The organism is Streptomyces krungchingensis (assembly GCF_054729265.1).
The window spans coordinates 466,781-483,145 of sequence record NZ_JBPUKY010000002.1 but is presented as its reverse complement, the minus strand read 5'-3'; the positions used below and the strand labels follow the sequence as shown (position 1 = coordinate 483,145).

Annotated in this window: 15 protein-coding genes; 5 read left to right on the top strand and 10 right to left on the bottom strand. The window is 69.2% G+C overall.

Annotated features, from left to right (window positions below):
• Window positions 1-10: 10 nt before the first annotated feature.
• A complete protein-coding gene (locus ACSYGO_RS42820; protein WP_460390032.1) occupies window positions 11-1,249 on the top strand; it encodes an MFS transporter in 1,239 nt (412 codons plus the stop codon).
• Here the strand turns inward: ACSYGO_RS42820 and ACSYGO_RS42815 are convergent.
• From ACSYGO_RS42815 to ACSYGO_RS42805, 3 genes are all read right to left on the bottom strand, one after another.
• Entirely contained in the window at window positions 1,229-2,056 is an 828-nt protein-coding gene (locus ACSYGO_RS42815; protein WP_426675218.1) for a class II aldolase/adducin family protein, read from the bottom strand. The genes ACSYGO_RS42820 and ACSYGO_RS42815 overlap by 21 nt on opposite strands.
• A 71-nt stretch (window positions 2,057-2,127) precedes the next feature.
• On the bottom strand, window positions 2,128-3,006 hold the full coding sequence (locus tag ACSYGO_RS42810) for an alpha/beta fold hydrolase (protein ID WP_460390031.1): 879 nt from the start codon (window positions 3,004-3,006) through the stop codon (window positions 2,128-2,130).
• Entirely contained in the window at window positions 3,003-3,605 is a 603-nt protein-coding gene (locus tag ACSYGO_RS42805; RefSeq protein ID WP_426675220.1) for a TetR/AcrR family transcriptional regulator, read from the bottom strand. Before ACSYGO_RS42805 ends, ACSYGO_RS42810 begins: the two co-directional genes overlap by 4 nt.
• Window positions 3,606-3,912: 307 nt before the next feature.
• Between ACSYGO_RS42805 and ilvD the strand changes: the two genes are divergently transcribed.
• Complete coding sequence (ilvD, locus tag ACSYGO_RS42800; protein ID WP_460390030.1) at window positions 3,913-5,610, top strand: dihydroxy-acid dehydratase; 1,698 nt, start codon at window positions 3,913-3,915, stop codon at window positions 5,608-5,610.
• 43 nt (window positions 5,611-5,653) lie between these two features.
• On the opposite strand, the gene ACSYGO_RS42795 is transcribed toward ilvD, so the two are convergent.
• The 6 genes from ACSYGO_RS42795 to ACSYGO_RS42770 all read right to left on the bottom strand — a co-directional run bounded on the left by ACSYGO_RS42795 (window position 5,654) and on the right by ACSYGO_RS42770 (window position 9,030).
• Complete coding sequence (locus tag ACSYGO_RS42795) at window positions 5,654-5,950, bottom strand: hypothetical protein (RefSeq protein ID WP_460390029.1); 297 nt, start codon at window positions 5,948-5,950, stop codon at window positions 5,654-5,656.
• A gap of 56 nt (window positions 5,951-6,006) precedes the next feature.
• Window positions 6,007-6,669, bottom strand: coding sequence for a tetratricopeptide repeat protein (locus tag ACSYGO_RS42790; protein ID WP_460390028.1), 663 nt, complete (start codon window positions 6,667-6,669; stop codon window positions 6,007-6,009).
• Window positions 6,670-6,925: 256 nt separating this feature from the next.
• On the bottom strand, window positions 6,926-7,474 hold the full coding sequence (locus ACSYGO_RS42785; RefSeq protein WP_435221039.1) for a DUF1062 domain-containing protein: 549 nt from the start codon (window positions 7,472-7,474) through the stop codon (window positions 6,926-6,928).
• A gap of 380 nt (window positions 7,475-7,854) precedes the next feature.
• Window positions 7,855-8,214 (bottom strand): hypothetical protein, encoded by a 360-nt coding sequence (locus tag ACSYGO_RS42780; protein WP_460390027.1) that lies wholly within the window; start codon window positions 8,212-8,214, stop codon window positions 7,855-7,857.
• Window positions 8,215-8,347: 133 nt separating this feature from the next.
• Window positions 8,348-8,539 (bottom strand): dehydrogenase, encoded by a 192-nt coding sequence (locus ACSYGO_RS42775; protein WP_460390026.1) that lies wholly within the window; start codon window positions 8,537-8,539, stop codon window positions 8,348-8,350.
• A 29-nt stretch (window positions 8,540-8,568) separates the two neighbouring features.
• Window positions 8,569-9,030: a hypothetical protein gene (locus ACSYGO_RS42770; protein ID WP_460390025.1), complete on the bottom strand. Its 462-nt coding sequence runs from the start codon at window positions 9,028-9,030 to the stop codon at window positions 8,569-8,571.
• A gap of 663 nt (window positions 9,031-9,693) precedes the next feature.
• Here ACSYGO_RS42770 and ACSYGO_RS42765 point away from each other — a divergent pair.
• Window positions 9,694-12,504: a Pls/PosA family non-ribosomal peptide synthetase gene (locus tag ACSYGO_RS42765; RefSeq protein ID WP_460390024.1), complete on the top strand. Its 2,811-nt coding sequence runs from the start codon at window positions 9,694-9,696 to the stop codon at window positions 12,502-12,504.
• Between the two features lie 154 nt (window positions 12,505-12,658).
• Here ACSYGO_RS42765 and ACSYGO_RS42760 read toward each other — a convergent pair whose 3' ends face one another.
• A complete protein-coding gene (locus ACSYGO_RS42760) occupies window positions 12,659-13,999 on the bottom strand; it encodes a DUF2254 domain-containing protein (RefSeq protein ID WP_460390023.1) in 1,341 nt (446 codons plus the stop codon).
• A gap of 443 nt (window positions 14,000-14,442) precedes the next feature.
• On the opposite strand from ACSYGO_RS42760, the gene ACSYGO_RS42755 reads away from it, so the two are divergent.
• Window positions 14,443-15,807: an alkaline phosphatase gene (locus tag ACSYGO_RS42755; protein WP_460390022.1), complete on the top strand. Its 1,365-nt coding sequence runs from the start codon at window positions 14,443-14,445 to the stop codon at window positions 15,805-15,807.
• 171 nt (window positions 15,808-15,978) lie between these two features.
• Window positions 15,979-16,344, top strand: coding sequence for a peptidoglycan-binding domain-containing protein (locus tag ACSYGO_RS42750; RefSeq protein ID WP_426675231.1), 366 nt, complete (start codon window positions 15,979-15,981; stop codon window positions 16,342-16,344).
• The last annotated feature ends 21 nt before the right edge of the window (window positions 16,345-16,365 follow it).

Here is a 16,365-nt window from a genome sequence, read left to right as displayed (position 1 = left end):
CGTGGGCGCCATGACAACCACCATCAAGATCCGGCAGCGCGCCCTCGTCCGGGCCTCCGGAGGCCCGCGCTATGCCGTCGCCCTGGCCGTGGACGCGCTCGGCACTGGCCTGCTGCGGCCCTTTCTGCTGCTCTACGGGGTGACGGTGCTCAGGCTGTCGGCGCCTGCCACCGGCATCGCCATGACAGCAGGTGTCGTCGTGGGTCTGGGGTGCATGCCCGTGGTGGGGCGATGGCTGGACCGGGGCGCACGCAGCACGGTCGTGGCGGCGTCGATGCTGGTGCGGGTGCTGGGTGTGGTGCTGCTGCTGGCCGCCCCTGCGGGGCATGTCTGGCTGTTCACGGCCGCTGCGCTCGTCCTCGGTATCGGCGACCAGGCTTGGCCGGCCGCCCATGCGGCTCTCGTGGCCACGGTCTCCCACGGCCGCGAACGCGACGCCGCTCTCGCGGCAGGCCGCGCCCTGCGCAACGCCGGCCTGGGCGCGGGCGCGCTTCTCGCCATCGCATGCCTGACGGGCGGCACCAGCGCGCTGCGGACGCTGGCAGCCGTCACCGGGCTCGCCTATGTCGCCGCGGCGGCCTTGGTGTGGTCGGTCCATCTGCGCGCGCATCCGGCCGGCGCCCCGGACCCTGGCAGGGCCGACGGGCCCGCACCTCGGATGCGCGCGCTGCTGGCCGCCAACGTGGTCTACGTCTTCTGCCTCAACGTCCCCGAGATCGCGCTCCCTCTGGTCCTGGTGACACAGTTGCACGCGTCCCCGATGTGGTCGGCGGCCATCTTCGTGGCCAACACGGTCCTGGTGGTCACCCTGCAGGTTCCGGTCACCGTCCTGCTGTCCCGCTTCGCGCGGCAGACCGTGCTGGCCCTCGCCGGCGTGGTGCTGGCCGTGTCCTACCTCGGCTTCCTCGCGGCCACCTCACTGGGACACGGCTGGGCTGCCCCGGCCGTCGCCGCGGTGTCCGTGCTCTGCACCGTCGGCGAGATCATCTATGCCGGCAGCGCCACCGCGCTCGTCACCGCCCTCGCCCCGCCCCACGTCCTGGGACGCGCCCTCGCCCGCTTCCAGGTCTCCACGGGCTTCGGCCTCGCCGTCTCCCCGGCGGTCATCACCGCTCTCGCGCCGCACGGCTCGGCCGCCCTCTGGGGCAGCCTCGCCGCCGCGACACTCGTGTCCGCCTCCGCCCTTGCCGCCGAGCAGGCCCGTGGCGGGCCTGCCCGCGGTGCGGTCTCAGTCGAACAAGTCGGGTGAGGAGGCGGTGATCTGGTCCCACAGCGGACGGAACTGGAACCAGCCCGCGAGCGGTCCGCCGATCTGCTTGCGGACCAGCGCGGCGGTGTCGTGGTCGATCTCGATCGGTGAGCCGGCCGCCATCGCCAGCAGCTGGGCCTGGCACGAGCGTTCCATGGTGATGAACCACCACGCCGCGGCGGCGACCGACTGGCCGACGGTCAGCAGGCCGTGGTTCTGCAGGATCACGGCCTTCGCCGAGCCCAGCGCCTCGCCGATGCGACGCCCTTCCTCGGAGTCGTTCACGACCCCGCGGTAGTCGCTGTAGATGCCCTGGTCCTCGTAGAAGGCGCAGGCGTCCTGCGTGAGGGGTGCCAGCGGTGTGCCGAGCGCCGAGAAGGCCTTTCCGTGGAGGGAGTGCGCGTGTGCGGCCGCGACGGCGTCGGGGCGGGCCTTGTGGACCTCGGCGTGAATGCAGAACGCGGCACGGTTCACCGGGCGCCTGCCGTGCAGCAGGTTGCCCTCGTGGTCGACGCGGATCAGGTCGGAGACCTTGATCTGGTTGAAGCTCATGCCGAAGGGGTTCACCCAGAACGTGTCGGGGAATTCGGGGTCGCGGGCGGTGATGTGACCGGCGACGCCCTCGGAGAATCCCAGCTTTCCGAACACCCGGAAGGCGGCGGCGAGTTCCTGCTTGCGCACCTCCCGTTCCTCCTCGACCGAGAGGTTCATGGGCGGGAGCGGGAGATCGAAGTCGTCGGGGATCGGGCCGACGTTGGCGCGGATCAGGTCCAGGATCTCGGGTGCGTAGGGCTGGGCGGTTGCCATGGGATTCGTTCCTCTCGGTGTACGGAGCCGTGGTGGGGTCGTGAGCGCGCCCGCGTCGACGCCTGCGTGGCCTATTCGCTCTTTCCGGTGGCGAGGATCAGGGACGCGACGCGTTGTGGTGCTTCCAGCGGGGGCCAGTGTCCGACGTCCGTCAGGGCGTGGAGCGCCGCGTCCGGCATCCGTTGGGCGATCCGCTCCGCCATGTGGGCACCCGAAATGGGGTCGCGCAGGCCCCAGATGAACGTCTTGGGCAGATCGCTGGTCTCCATGGCGTCCACCCAGCGGTCACGGTGGGTGATGCGGTCGGTGATGTAGCGAATCAGCAGGTGGGAGTTCAGGTGGCCGTCGCCGCGGCTGACGCTCTTCCATATGTCCGCCATGTCGGTGGCGGCGTCGTAGCCCTCGGCGAAGGTCGGTGCGAGGGCGGCTGCCATGAGCTCGGCGTTGAGCGACGCGCTGATCTGGGGGCCGAGTTCGGGGTCGAGCAGGGCCGACTGGGCCGGCTCCGGGCGGTGGAGCTCCGGGTAGATGCCGCCGTTGAGCATGGTGAGGCTCGTGATCCCGGTCGTCGACGAGCGGTCGGCAACGCGCGCGAGCAGTTCCTGGGCGACGGTGGTGCCGAAGTCGTGTGCCACGAGTCGTGTGGACGTCACTGCCTCGTGTTGCCACAACGCGGCCACCAGGTCGGCCTGTTCGTGGATCGAGTAGTCGTGACCGGCCGGCTTCTCGCTCGCGCCGAAGCCCAGGAAGTCCGGTATGAGGAGGGTGTGGTGCGCGGCGAGTGCCGGGACGACCCGCGCCCAGTCGTACGACGAACTGGGGAAGCCGTGGAGCAGGGTCACCACGGGGCCACGGCCGATCCGGCGGACGAACACCTCGCGCCGCACTCCCGCGACGGTGAGCGGCACCAGATCGCCGTCGGCCCACCACTTCTCGATGCCGGTCGTCATCGGAGCCCCCCGAACAGTGCGGGGAGGAAGCGGCGTTCCAGCTCTCCGTGCGGGAGGGCGGTCGGTTCCACCAGGCTCTGCGCCAGTCCGCCTTCCCGGACGGCGACGACGAAACGCAGCACCATGTCCATATCCGTCTCGTCCACGCCGTTCGGATCGCTCGTGAGGAGTGGCGCGACCAGTTCCTTGATCTCCGCCCGCATCGCCGCGTCGTGGCGGGCGAGTGCTTCGGCGGCCTCAGGGTTCCGGATGGCGTAGAGGGTGAACTCGGTGGAGATGAGGAACCAGGTCCGTGTCTCCTCGTCCACGACGCTCGCCAGCTCGATGAAGGTGGTGACCGGGTGCTCGGACACGACGGCCTGGTCCATCGCCTCGCCGAGCTGCTTGAGGACGACCTCGGAGCGCCGGGTGAACAGTGCGAGGAAGAGCTCGTCCTTGGAGGCGTAGTTCGAGTAGAACGCGCCTGAGGTGTATCCGGCCCGCGCGCACAGCTCCGAGATCGACACCCCGTGGAAGCCGTGCTCCGCGAAGGCCTGTTCCGCCGCGTCGAGCAGCCGTTCGTTCGTCTCCAGCCGTCTCTTGGTCACGCGCTTCGCCATGCGTCCACCCTGTTCTCGTCGTGCCGAACACCCTTGTCGGATAGAGGTTCCTATCCGATAGAGATCTCTATCCGATAGGCGAACCTATCGAGTGCGATGGTGCGCCACAAGACCCTCGACAGATGTCCGTGCGCCCCACGCACCCCACGGACACCGGCGCTGGAGTCGAGGGGGAGGCAACGGCGCGACTGCCGGGCCGACGGCCGGTCAGAGCCATGCGGATGCATTTCGTCCGACTGGCTGGCCTCGGCGCTTCGTGCCGTGGCCGGCCTGCGGCAGGCTGTCGGAGGAGCTGACGCCGAGGAGGATGGTGACCGTCGTGCCCGAGCAGGCGATCGACCGCAAGCCACACAGCAGAGACGTGACCGACGGCATCGAGCGGACGGCCGCACGGGCGATGCTGCGTGCCGTGGGCATGACGGACGAGGACTTCGGCAAACCGCAGATCGGTATCGCCTCGTCGTGGAACGAGATCACACCCTGCAATCTGTCCCTGGCACGTCTGGCCCGAGCCGCGAAGACGGGTGTGCGCGATGCCGCGGGCTTCCCGCTCGAGTTCGGCACCATCTCGGTCTCGGACGGCATCTCGATGGGGCACGAAGGCATGCGCGCCTCGCTGGTCAGCCGGGAGGTCATCGCGGACTCGGTGGAGACGGTGATGTTCGCCGAGCGCCTGGACGGCGCGGTGCTGCTGGCCGGGTGCGACAAGTCACTGCCGGGGATGCTCATGGCCGCCGCCCGCCTGGACGTGGCGGCCGTCTTCGTCTACGCGGGCTCCACCCTGCCCGGACACTGGCAAGGCCGGGACCTGACGATCATCGACGCCTTCGAGGGAGTCGGTGCCTGTGCGCGCGGAAAGATCAGCCGTGCGGACCTGGACGCGATCGAACGGCACGCGTGCCCCGGAGAGGGGGCCTGCGGCGGGATGTTCACCGCCAACACCATGGCCAGCGCGGCCGAGGCCCTGGGGATGTCGATTCCGGGCAGCGCGTCGCCGCCCGCCCCTGATCCCCGCCGCGACGAACTGGCGCACGCCTCGGGCCAGGCCGTCGTGAAACTGATCGACGCAGGCATCACCACACGACGGATCCTGACGCGCGAGGCCTTCGAGAACGCCGTCACCGTGCTCATGGCGCTCGGCGGGTCGACCAACGCCGTACTCCACCTCCTGGCCATCGCCCATGAGGCAGGTGTCGATCTGGCCCTCGACGACTTCAACCGGATCGCCGACCGCACTCCGCTCGTGGCGGACATGAAGCCCTTCGGCCGGTACGTGATGGCCGACCTCGACCGCATCGGCGGCATTCCGGTCGTCATGAAGGCCCTGCTCGACGCCGGCCTGCTGCACGGCGACTGCCTGACCGTCACCGGCAGCCCCCTCGCCCAGAACCTGGCGGCCCTCGACCCACCGGCCCCCGACGGAAAGGTCATTCGCCCACTGGACGATCCGCTGCACGCTACCGGCGGACTGACCATCCTGCACGGCTCGCTGGCTCCCGAGGGAGCGGTCGTCAAGAGCGCCGGTTTCGACGCGCATGCCTTCGAGGGCACCGCCCGGGTCTTCGACGGCGAACAAGGCGCGATGGACGCCCTGACGGCCGGAGAACTGCGCCCCGGTGACGTCGTCGTCATCCGCTACGAGGGGCCCAAGGGCGGCCCCGGTATGCGGGAGATGCTCGCCGTCACCGGCGCGATCAAGGGAGCCGGCCTCGGCAAGGACGTCCTCCTGCTCACCGACGGCCGCTTCTCCGGCGGCACCACGGGCCTGTGCGTGGGACACGTCGCACCGGAGGCCGCCGCCACGGGACCGATCGCGCTCGTCCGCGACGGCGACCGCATCCGCCTCGACATGCCCGCCCGTCGCCTCGACCTCCTTGTCGACGACGAGGAACTGGAGCGACGCCGCGGCCTCTGGCAGCCGCCGACGCCGCGCTACACCACCGGCGTCCTCGGCAAGTACGCCCGACTCGTCGGCTCCCCCGCACGCGGCGCCATCTGCCACTAGGGGGCCGGCAGCCGGACGAGCCGCCACGGCAACCGCTCCTCGATCAGGGGGAACTTCGGCGATCGCGCATGGGCGCCCGATCCAGCACCTCGACGTACTTGATCCTGCCGTGCACGACGTCCAGGACCAGCATGCCTTCCGAGGGCAGCAGCGGCACACACCGATGACCGTCGCCGTACGGCTGCCCCTTCGGATGGACCGCCGTGCGGAAGCTCTGGCAGAAGTCGTCGCCGCAGTCGCACATGGCGACCAGACGAAGATCCCACGCGCAGATCGCCAGATCGCCTTCCCCATCAATCTCCAGAAGGGTGATCAACTCGGCGATGAGATCCGGGAACACGTCGCGGACGAGGGGGTGGTCGAGCGTGATGTCGGCATGGTCAGCCGGAAGGCCGCTCAGTGAGTCGGCCCCTCTGCGCGGATGTTCGTGTGGGCCTGCGCGATCCACCCCGACACGGCCTTGGCGCCGCATGCTTCGGCGACCGACTGGGCGTCGTCGAGGTGGTGAAGCGCCGCCGATCGGTCGCCGGTCTCGGCCGCGAGGTAGGCCAACGCCACCAGACCGGCGGCTTCTCCGGGACCGAAACCGATCTCCCGGCGCAGTGCGACCGATTCGGTCAACCGGTCACGCGCCTGGTCGAACCGGCCCGCGTCCTTGTCGGCGAAGCCGAGATGGCGTACCGCGTACGACATCGTCATCCGGTCGTCGACGGACTTCGCCAGCGCGTACGACCGCTCGAAGTACGGCCTGCCGACGGCGCCGTCGCCCCTCACGACCTGATGCCAGCAACCGATCCAGAACAACGCGTCCGCCTCCCCCGACGCGTTCGCGAGACGCCGGTACAACTCCGCCGCGCGCTCGAACAACGCCAGTTCCTGGCTGTTCTCTTCGCGGTCGTCCAGGAAGCGGACGTGCAGTATCTTTCCCCGCGCCATGGCAAGCGGTGCCTCGATCGCGTCGAGCGCGTCGTCGGACCGGTCCAGCGCGGACGTGTCCCCGCCGAACATCGCGGCTTCGAAGTCCTCTTGCGCGCGTTCGATCCAGTCCTGCTCTCGCATGCCGTACCCCTCCCCGTCGGACGACTCGTGCGCTGAGGCTATGCGGCACGGCCGACGGAAGCTCGCTGTTTTCCGGCTCGACTCTCCAGCGCGGCGTCGTCCAACTCGGTTCTGTCCGGGGAGCGTTCCCGCAGCGAGCGGTCATGAAGGCCGACCGGCTCTTGGCTCACTGGACGTCGCGGCCGGAGCGCCCCTGCACGGGACCACGGGCCTGTCCGACGGATCCTGCCGGACAGGCCCCTGGTCCCGACGAGGCTCAGCGTTTGAGCGTGAAGGTGAAGTCGCCGGACAGTCTGCCGCTCAGCCGCACCGCCGAGACGAGCTTGCCGTCCTTGATCAGCCTCTCGACCTCGGCCCGCGAAAGACCGCAGCCTTCAGCGATCAGTCGCGCCGGCCGGACGGGGATCGGCGCCGCGAAGCGGACCGATATGTCGATCACCTCACGGTCCAGGTGATCCGATCCGCCCGTGTCGAGGCGCCAGGCGTTGTCCCAGTCGAGGGCGACGCGGTTGCGGCGCCGAACGTCCGGGTCCTGGAGCAACTCCGCTGCCAGGGCAGGGTCGTTCCCATGCAGTCGGTCCAGCAGTTCAGGCCGTACGGAGCGCACGTTCATCCGCTCCAGGACCGTGAGCTTCGCCGTTTCCCCGCACGCCGTGCAGAGCACGAGGAGCCAGGCGTCGATGAGCTTGTGGTGGGCGTTGACGCGAAATTTCCCGTCGGCCCGGAAGCGCTCGGACGCGCAGACGTGACAACGACGGAGAACGAGCGGCAGGCAGGTGGGCATGACCACCCAGCTATTGAGCACAGAAGTACACCGGTTTCAGTGAGAAGTCCGCAGCAAGAAGCAGCGCGGCGCACAAGGGCGACGCGCGACGAATCAGCGCTTGAGAGGTCTCACAGGGTGTACAACGGCAGGCCCTTCACCAGACGACGCGGTCCGGCAGCACGGTAGTGGGGCACTGTGGCCCTGCTCCACCGGTTTTCGCCGGGCCGACCGTCGTCCAAGATCAGGACAGCGGACGTCCGGTGCACGAAGAGCGGCGCCCGGCCGCCGCCAAGGGACCGTAGCCGGTCGCACAACGGAGCGCCGTACCACCCTGTGCGCGGCGGTTCCGTCCTGATCCGTCACTCTCGTCGGCCCAGGACCGTCGGCAGCCCGGCGAAGAGGCCGAACCGACGACATGTTCAGTCCCCGGCAAGGACGTCGGCCAGACTCGCCACGGGACGGCCGAACATCGCGGTCAGCACTCGCCCCTGACGCCTGGTCAGCGGCGCCAGGGAGATCACCGCGTCAGCGTTGGTCCGCTCACAGAGCACGACCGCCTCGCGAACCTTCCCGTAGCTCAAAAGGGTGCGAGAGGAGTACGGCAGAGCCATCTTCCGGGCCCCGCCGGCCGAGACGCCACGCCGTTGCACGACCCGTCCGACGACCCGAGCGCCACGCCTCGTCATCTCCTCCGCCGCCGCATCCATCAACGCCGCGAAGTCCTTCTGCTTGCCGGAGAAATAGCCGACGATCACGACATCGGCCCCGTCGACCGCCAAGGACGGAGCCGGGTCCTGGTGCCTGGCCCCCACCGGCCCCGAGCGACGAGCCGGACGCCGGTCACGCCTTCTGCTCTGCTGCATGGCGACAGGCTAGGTGTGCTGCCACCTGCGGCCACAGATGTTGTGGTCGTCAGTCGTCGAGCAGATCCGGATACGGGCACGGCTCCAGTGGTTCGTACGGGCGGTCGGCCCACTTCCACCAGACGTGCTGGTTCGAGCAGCCCCAGATCAGGCGACATGTGCGTCGGCCGTCGTCCTCACGTCGGCACAGGAGGAAGGGCCCGGCCTTCAACTGTCCGTTGCACACAGGGCAGATGGGCATCCCAGCGGTTTCCATGCTTCGTCCCGGGGTCAGATGCCGCCCCTGGCATCACGTCGTGCGGACTCTTCGGACGTGGCCCGGACTTCTCGGCGGTGACGCCACCAGTCGGTCACCGAGCCCGTCTCGTGGCGCCGGTGTGGCGGTACCAGGACCTTCGGCCAGTTGAACCAGGCGATCGTGGCGTGCAGCGCCAGCAACGGGAGCGAGCCCAGAACGAAGCATGTGCCGATCACGTCGACCGCGGGGCCCGCGCCCGCGGCGGCCGCTCCGGCGGCGACGAGGCCGAGCGTCATGAACACCACCCAGCCCGCGAGGGCGACGACGCCGCGTTCGTGCCCCTCGATGACCGACGGGTTCGTCGAGTACCGGTACATGGCCACATCGGGCGCCCGGTCCGAGTCGGTCCAGTGAAGCCACGCCACCCGTACGGAGAACACGCTCACCGCAACCATGAAGACGATGACGAAGATCCCGAAACTGACGTCCGCCACAGCCCCTCCCCGTGTCAGCACTGACGTGACGTCCCAGTATCCGCGCGGCATCGCGAAGGTTCCCCGGTCGGGACCACAGGGAATTCGGTGGATGAGGACGGCCGGCGTACCCGCGCCCGTCTCGAGCTGCCAGGTCCGCATCAAGATCCGCTTTCGAAGTGTGGCCATACGATTCCTCACCGTGATCGGGAAGCCGCATGCCCCTGCCCTGTGCGCCGGCACCTGGCCAGGGCCACGTCCGGTGCCGGCCAACGGATCCGATCGGTCAGCCACATGGCCACAGCGCCCCCGCCGGTCGGCGGGGGCGCTGTGGCCATGTGGCGGGTGGTTGAAGCGACGATCTTTTCCGCAACCTTGAATCATGGGACAGGGCTCAGCTCGGGGCCACGTCGTCCGCGTCGCCGGCCTCGGACGACCCTCTTTCCCGTACGTGGACGGCCGGCCCGGTTCTCGCACACGCCACCCTGGACCTCCGCAGCGGGGACCCGCGGCTGCCACCCGTGCCGACCGGCCGGCCGGCGGTCCGACGGCGCCGTCCCGGCCGAGCGTGCGCGCCGGCTCCTGGACACGATCCGTCACCGCCCGATCCCTCACCGTCCAGAGCCCGAGAACGTTCGTATGCAGCTCCCACAGGACACCGACCTGACAGGAGGCGATGGGCAGATGCGCTCAGAAACCCCAGCCGCAAGGACGCGTGATCCAGCGGCCGGTACCGAAGGGCAATTGGCCGACGTCCTGGCCGGGGTCCTGGGTACCGAGCGGGTACCGGTGGACGGCGACTTCTTCCGCGAACTGGGCGCCGACTCCATGGTGATGGCCCAATTCTGCGCCCGCGTACGCAAACGCGACGACCTTCCCACCGTCTCGATGAAGGACATCTACCAGCACCCCTCGATACGAGGCCTGGCCGCCGCCTTCACGGACAACGCCCCGGCACAGGCGCCCACTGCCCCCGACAGGACGGCCGGGTCCCCGGCGGACGCGCCCACCGCCGACACCGAAAGCCGACTGGCCGACATCCTCGCCGGCGTCCTCGGCACCGAACACGTACCCGTGGACGGCGACTTCTTCCGCGAACTGGGCGCCGACTCCATGGTGATGGCCCAATTCTGCGCCCGCGTACGCAAACGCGACGACCTGCCCACCGTCTCGATGAAGGACATCTACCGGCATTCGACGATCCGAGCCCTGGCGGCCGCGTTCACCGACTCTGCGGGGCCCGTCCTGGCACCGGCAGCCGCGCGGGCGACGGCGCGGGTTTCCTCGCCCGCCCTGGCGGAGCCCGGCGTCGCATCCGAAGAGGCACCCCGACCACCGGCGCGCCCGTGGCAGCACGCGTTCTGCGGGACCGTACAGCTCCTGGCCTTCCTGGTGTTCACCTCCGTCGGCGCCACGATAACCGTCATCGGCTACGAATGGACCGTGGCAGGCGCGGGCACGGCCGACGTCTACCTGCGGGCGGTCCTCTGCAGTGCGGTGCTCTTCCTCGGTGTCTGCGCGCTGCCCATCGCCGCCAAGTGGATGCTCGTCGGCCGCTTCTCCCCGCGGAAGATCCCCATATGGAGCGCCGCATACTTCCGCTTCTGGTGCGTCAAGTCCCTCATCCGCACCAGTCCGGTGCGTCTGTTCACCGGGTCACCGCTCTATTCGCTGTATCTCAGGGCGCTCGGTGCCCGCATCGGGAAAGGCGTCACCATCCTGACTCGTACCGCGCCCGTCTGCACCGACCTGCTGTCCATCGGTGACGGCACGGTCATCCGCAAGGACGCGCTGATGTCCTGCTACCGGGCGGACGAGGGCTGGATCGAGACGGATCACGTCACGCTCGGCAGGAATGTGACGATCGCCGAGCAGGCGGTCATCGACATCAGGACATCGATGGGTGACGACTCCCAACTGGGTCACGCCTCCTCCCTGCACTCCGGGCAGTCGATCCCGGCCGGTCAGTCGTGGCACGGCACGCCGGCGCAGCCGACGACGACCGACTTCCGGGCCGTCGAGCCCGCCGCGTGCAGCACCCGCCGCAGGGTGCTCTACAGCCTGTCCCAGTTGCTCGCCATCGTGCTGGTGTATCTGCCCTTGACGCTGGCCGGTGTGAGCGTCGTGCTCCTGGCGGTGCCCCAGCTGAACGCCGTGTTCAACCCGGGGCCGCTGGCCTTCACCCACCCCGCGTTCTACGTCGAGGCATTCGTCGCGTCCCTGGTGGCCTTCTTCGGCGGCATCGTGGTGGGCCTGCTGGTGGTGAGCACGGTCCCCCGGTTGCTCAGCCTCGCGATCGAACCCGGCAGGACGTACCCGCTCTACGGCATCCACCACAGCCTCCAGCGCGCGATCACACGGCTGACCAACGTCAAGTTCTTCACCACGCTGTTCGGTGACAGTTCCGCGATCGTGCACTACCTGCGAGGCGTCGGATACGACCTGTGCCAGGTCCAGCAGACCGGGTCGAACTTCGGCTCGCTCGTCAAGCACGACATCCCTCAGCTGAGCACGGTCGGCAGAGGCACGATGATCGCCGACGGACTGTCCATCATCAACGTCGACTTCTCCAGCTCGTCGTTCCGTCTCACCCCCACCTTCATCGGGCCGAGAAACTTCCTCGGCAACCGCATCGTCTACCCCCCACGCGGCCGGACCGGCGAGAACTGCCTGCTGGCGACGAAGGTGATGGTTCCCATCGACGGGCCGCGGCGCGAAGGCCTGGGACTGCTCGGCTCACCCAGCTTCGAGATCCCCCGCTCGGTGATGCGAGATGCCCGCTTCGACCATCTGGCCCACGGTGACGAGCTGCGCCGTCGCCTCGCCCGCAAGAACAGGCACAACACGGTCACCGCGAGCATGCACCTGCTGGTGCGCTGGTTCCACTTCTTCGTGCTCACCCTGATCACCATGACCGCGGTCGAGCTCTACCACAGCATCGGCGTGGCGTCCTTCGTGCTCGCCTCCCTGCTCACCTGGGTATTCACCATCGTCTACTTCACGCTGGTCGAGCGGATCGTGATACACGTCCAACCGGTGAAGCCGCTGTACTGCTCGATCTACGACCCCGACTTCTGGCGGCACGAACGCTTCTGGAAGCTCTCGTCGCACCAGTACATGCACGCGTTCAACGGCACACCGTTCAAACCCTTGGTCTGGCGCCTGCTCGGTGTCCGGATGGGCCACCGGGTCTTCGACGACGGCTGCATCCTCACCGAACGCACCCTCGTCCGGATCGGGGACGACTGCACACTCAACCTCAACGCCGTCATTCAGTGCCACTCGCAGGAGGACGGTGCCTTCAAGTGCGATCGCGTCTCGATCGGTGCGGGCGTGACCCTGGGTGTGAACACCTTGGTCCACTACGGCACCACGATCGGCGACCGGGCATGGCTGGACGCCGACACCTTCCTGATGAAGGGTGAGGAAGTCCCGCCTCGGGCACGGTGGGAGGGGAATCCGGCGCGAGAGGCAGCTGCGGCCGGCAAGCTGTAGCCAAGCCGACCGCAGCTGACCTCCGGTCCCCCAGGCCCGTGCAGCTCGACGATCCACGGTGTGCACTCCGCCGTCGCATCGCGTCGGATCGTGCCCGAGCCCGGCGACACGCTGTGTGTCGCCGAGTGTCCAGGCCCTGCCTGTGGCCTGCCCCTCACGGGCGTGGTGGCTCCTGAGGACGCTTGCCGGGGGCGCGGGTGGCCGACCGGTTCTCGGCCACCTGCCGGTGCACGGCTTCGGCCTCCGCGTGCACCAGGGCCAGATCGACCGGCTGGGCCACCTTTCCTTCGGCGTCGGTGACGGCGATCCGGGTCTGCTCCTCGATCGCCGTGCACCGCTCGGCGTCGTCGGCGACGACCACCGCGCAGGTGCGCAACAGCCGGAGCAGGGCGTGGACGACGGTCGGTTCACCGGCCCCGTACCGTCGGATCAGCCCGCACATCACGGCGAGGTACTCCGGGAAACGCCGTCCTGGAATGATCACGACGGCCCCGCCGTCGTCCCGGACGACATGGTGTCCCAGCGGCCGGCGCGCCAGCGCGCTGAAGATCACTGACAGGTGGTCGATCGCCTGGACGGCCGTGTACGGATCGTTGACCGCCGGGGACAGCGCCTTGCACGCGACGTCGACGAGCTGTCGGATTCCGAACGCGGCGTCCTGTTCCAGGGTGCGCTCGAAGCCGATGCGGACACCCATGTCCAGCGCCCGCGTGAACGTCTCCGGGGCCGGGGCGGCATCACCCGGTGAGCCGCGCCAGATCCACCCCAGCGGCGTTCCGGCGACGACGTGTTCGCCGACCCGATGCCTCAGCCGCAGGGACACCTCTTGCTCGGCTGCGGCCGACAGCAGCAGGTCGGGACACACGGTCTGGACGTACCCGGAGCGCTGGGAGACGACCGGCACGGCCCACTCCGGTACGGCGGGGACTTCCGCGCCGCCCATGAACACCCTGTCGCGGATCACCCGGACGGTGTTCTGCTGCACCCCGCTCATGATCGCGTCGACCTGGATGGAATGGACGAGATGGTCGGCGAAGAACACCAGCAGGCCGAGGCTGACGAACAGCAGGACGAGCGCGCCGCTCACCGCGAACCGGGGGAAGTCCGCGGAGCGGCTCCCGCCCGAGACACCGACGGTGTACAGACCGGCCGCGCTGTAGGCGAAGGTGGCCACGAAGACGCTGAGCACGATCTGATTGGGCCGGTCGCGCAGAAAGTTGCGCAGCAGCCGGGGCGAGAACTGGGTGGACGACAACTGCAGTGCGACCACGGTCAGGCCCAGCAGCAGCGCGATGACCGTCACCATCGTCCCGGTGATCCCGATCAGCAACGTCCGTGCGTCGTCGGCGGTGCCCTGGAAGGCCAGTGGCGACGCCGAACCGGTCTTGACGAGGGACAACAGTGCGCCGGCGACCAGCGCGCCCAGCACGGACAGTGTGGGAAGCACCCACAAGGACCCGCGCGCGTACTCCGCCAGCGCATCGCGTCGGATCATGTCCAACCCCCGTCCGTCGATGCTTGCCGGCCCTGGCCGGCGCAGGACGGGTCTCCCCTGCCCCGTGCGGTCGGCACGAGCACGGTCTGGCATGTTCCAGTCTCCGGCACATGACCGTCCCGGCGGCGCCGCAGACCGACCATCCGGGTGGTCTCCCCCGACGGTGCCAACCCTGTTCGGCCGCCACCGGGCAGACGTGTGCAGGATTCCGTTGCTGCGCTCGCCCGTGCGGGGCGCCCGGCCGGGTGAACGTCTCAGCCCCGTCGCGTGCGGAGGGCGGCGGGCGGCCCGCACTCGTGCGGCCCGGGCATCCCATACGCGTCATGTTCCTGATACATCGGCACGACCGACCGTTTGCCTCTCCTTGGCCAACACCTGGTGGTCTGGGACACGTTGGTCACGTCAACGCGTCCGGACTCCGGACGCTTCAAGGAGTCGTATCCATGCTCAGACCCACCCGCCGTCATCTGACCGTCGCCACGGCGCTGGTCGCCGCCACCACGGCCGCCGTGGCCGTCACGACCGCCGCCGGCGCCTTCGACAGTGCCCAGCAGGCGAAGGACACGATCAAGGGCGGGAAGGCGAAGAACGTCATCCTGCTCATCGGTGACGGCATGGGCGACTCGGAGATCACCCTCGCCCGCGACTACACCGTCGGCGCCAACGGCCGCCTGAACATGGACAGGTTCCCGCTCACCGGCGCCTACACCACGTACGCGGTGCACGCCGACGGCACCCCGGACTATGTCACCGACTCCGCCGCGAGCGGCACCGGATGGGCGACGGGTGTGAAGACGGTCAACGGCCGTATCTCCAAGACGCCCGGCACGGACAAGGCGGTCCGGACGATTCTCGAGTCGGCCCAGAAGAGCGGCTACGTCACGGGCAGCGTCACCACCTCCGAGCTCACCGACGCCACCCCGGCCGTGCTCGCCTCCCACGTCACGGACCGCTCCTGCCAGGGTCCGGCCGACATGGCCAAGTGCCCCGCCGACACCATCACGTCCGGCGGGCCCGGTTCGATCGCCGAGCAGTCCGTCGACCACAAGGTCGACGTCCTCATCGGCGGCGGCAAGCAGCGTTTCGACCAGACGGTCACCGCGGGGAAGTACAAGGGCCTGACCGTCACCCAGCAGGCGCAGAAGCTCGGCTACCAGGTCGTCACCGACAGCGCGGGTCTGAAGGGCGCGAAGGCCGACAAGCCCGTACTGGGCCTGCTCGCGTCCGGCAACGTGCCCACCGAGTGGACCGGCAGGACCGCGGCCGCCGGCGGCACCGACCCGCAGCGCTGCGTCACGTCCAACCCGAACCGCCCCTCCACCACTCCCAGCCTCGCGGACTCCGCCACCAAGGCCATCCAGCTCCTTGAGGCCAAGCAGCAGCAGAAGCACTCCAAGCGGGGCTTCTTCCTGCAGATCGAGGGCGCCTCGATCGACAAGCAGGACCACGCGGCCGACCCCTGCGGCCAGATCGGCGAGACCGTGGCCTTCGACCGCGCGGTGAAGGTGGCCCGCGCGTACGCGGCCAAGCACCCCGACACCCTCGTCGTCACCACCGCCGACCACGGACACACCAGCCAGATCGTCCCGCTGGAGGCCACTCCCCCCGGCCTGTCCTCGACGCTCGTCACCGACGAGGGTCAGCAGCTGAAGGTCAACTACTCGACCAACACCCCGGGCCAGTCCCAGGAGCACACCGGCACCCAGGTCCGCATCGCCGCGCAGGGGCCGCAGGCATACCGCGTCCTCGGCGTCACCAACCAGACCGACCTGTTCACGACGCTCCGCGAGGCCCTGCGCCTGCGCTGACCCCCTGGGCAGAGGGGTGGGAGACCGGTTTCCGGTCTCCCACCCGCCCGGGTTCCGGTGCTGTCGCGACGGCACCGCTCGCGAGCCTCGTCGAGGCTGCGCGAAAATGGAAATACCCTCAGCTTTCGGGTGCCGCGTGTCCCAACGACGGGCCGGACCGGAAGGAGCGGTATGAGAGGCAGCAGGTGGGTCACCCTGGGCACGACGCTGTGCGCGGCCGCAGCACTCGGGCTGGCCCTGCCCCATGGTGCCGTGGCCGCCCCCGCCGACTGCTCCTACACACCGTCGACGTATCGGCCCACGCTCACGTACGGGGACACCGGTCCGGCCGTGGAGCAGGCACAGTGCCTGAGCAATGTGTGGGGTGGCGAGCCGCCGAAGCTGGCCCTCGACGGGGTCTTCGACTCCGCCATGGTGAAGAAGATCGAATGGATCCAGGGCTGCCACGGCCTGCCGCCGAGCGGTGTCATCGAGGGCCGCACCTGGCATGTGCTCTACCGGCCCGCCCTGGACTGTTACGACCCCTACAAGGGCTGAAGCTCCCTCCGCCGCGATCGA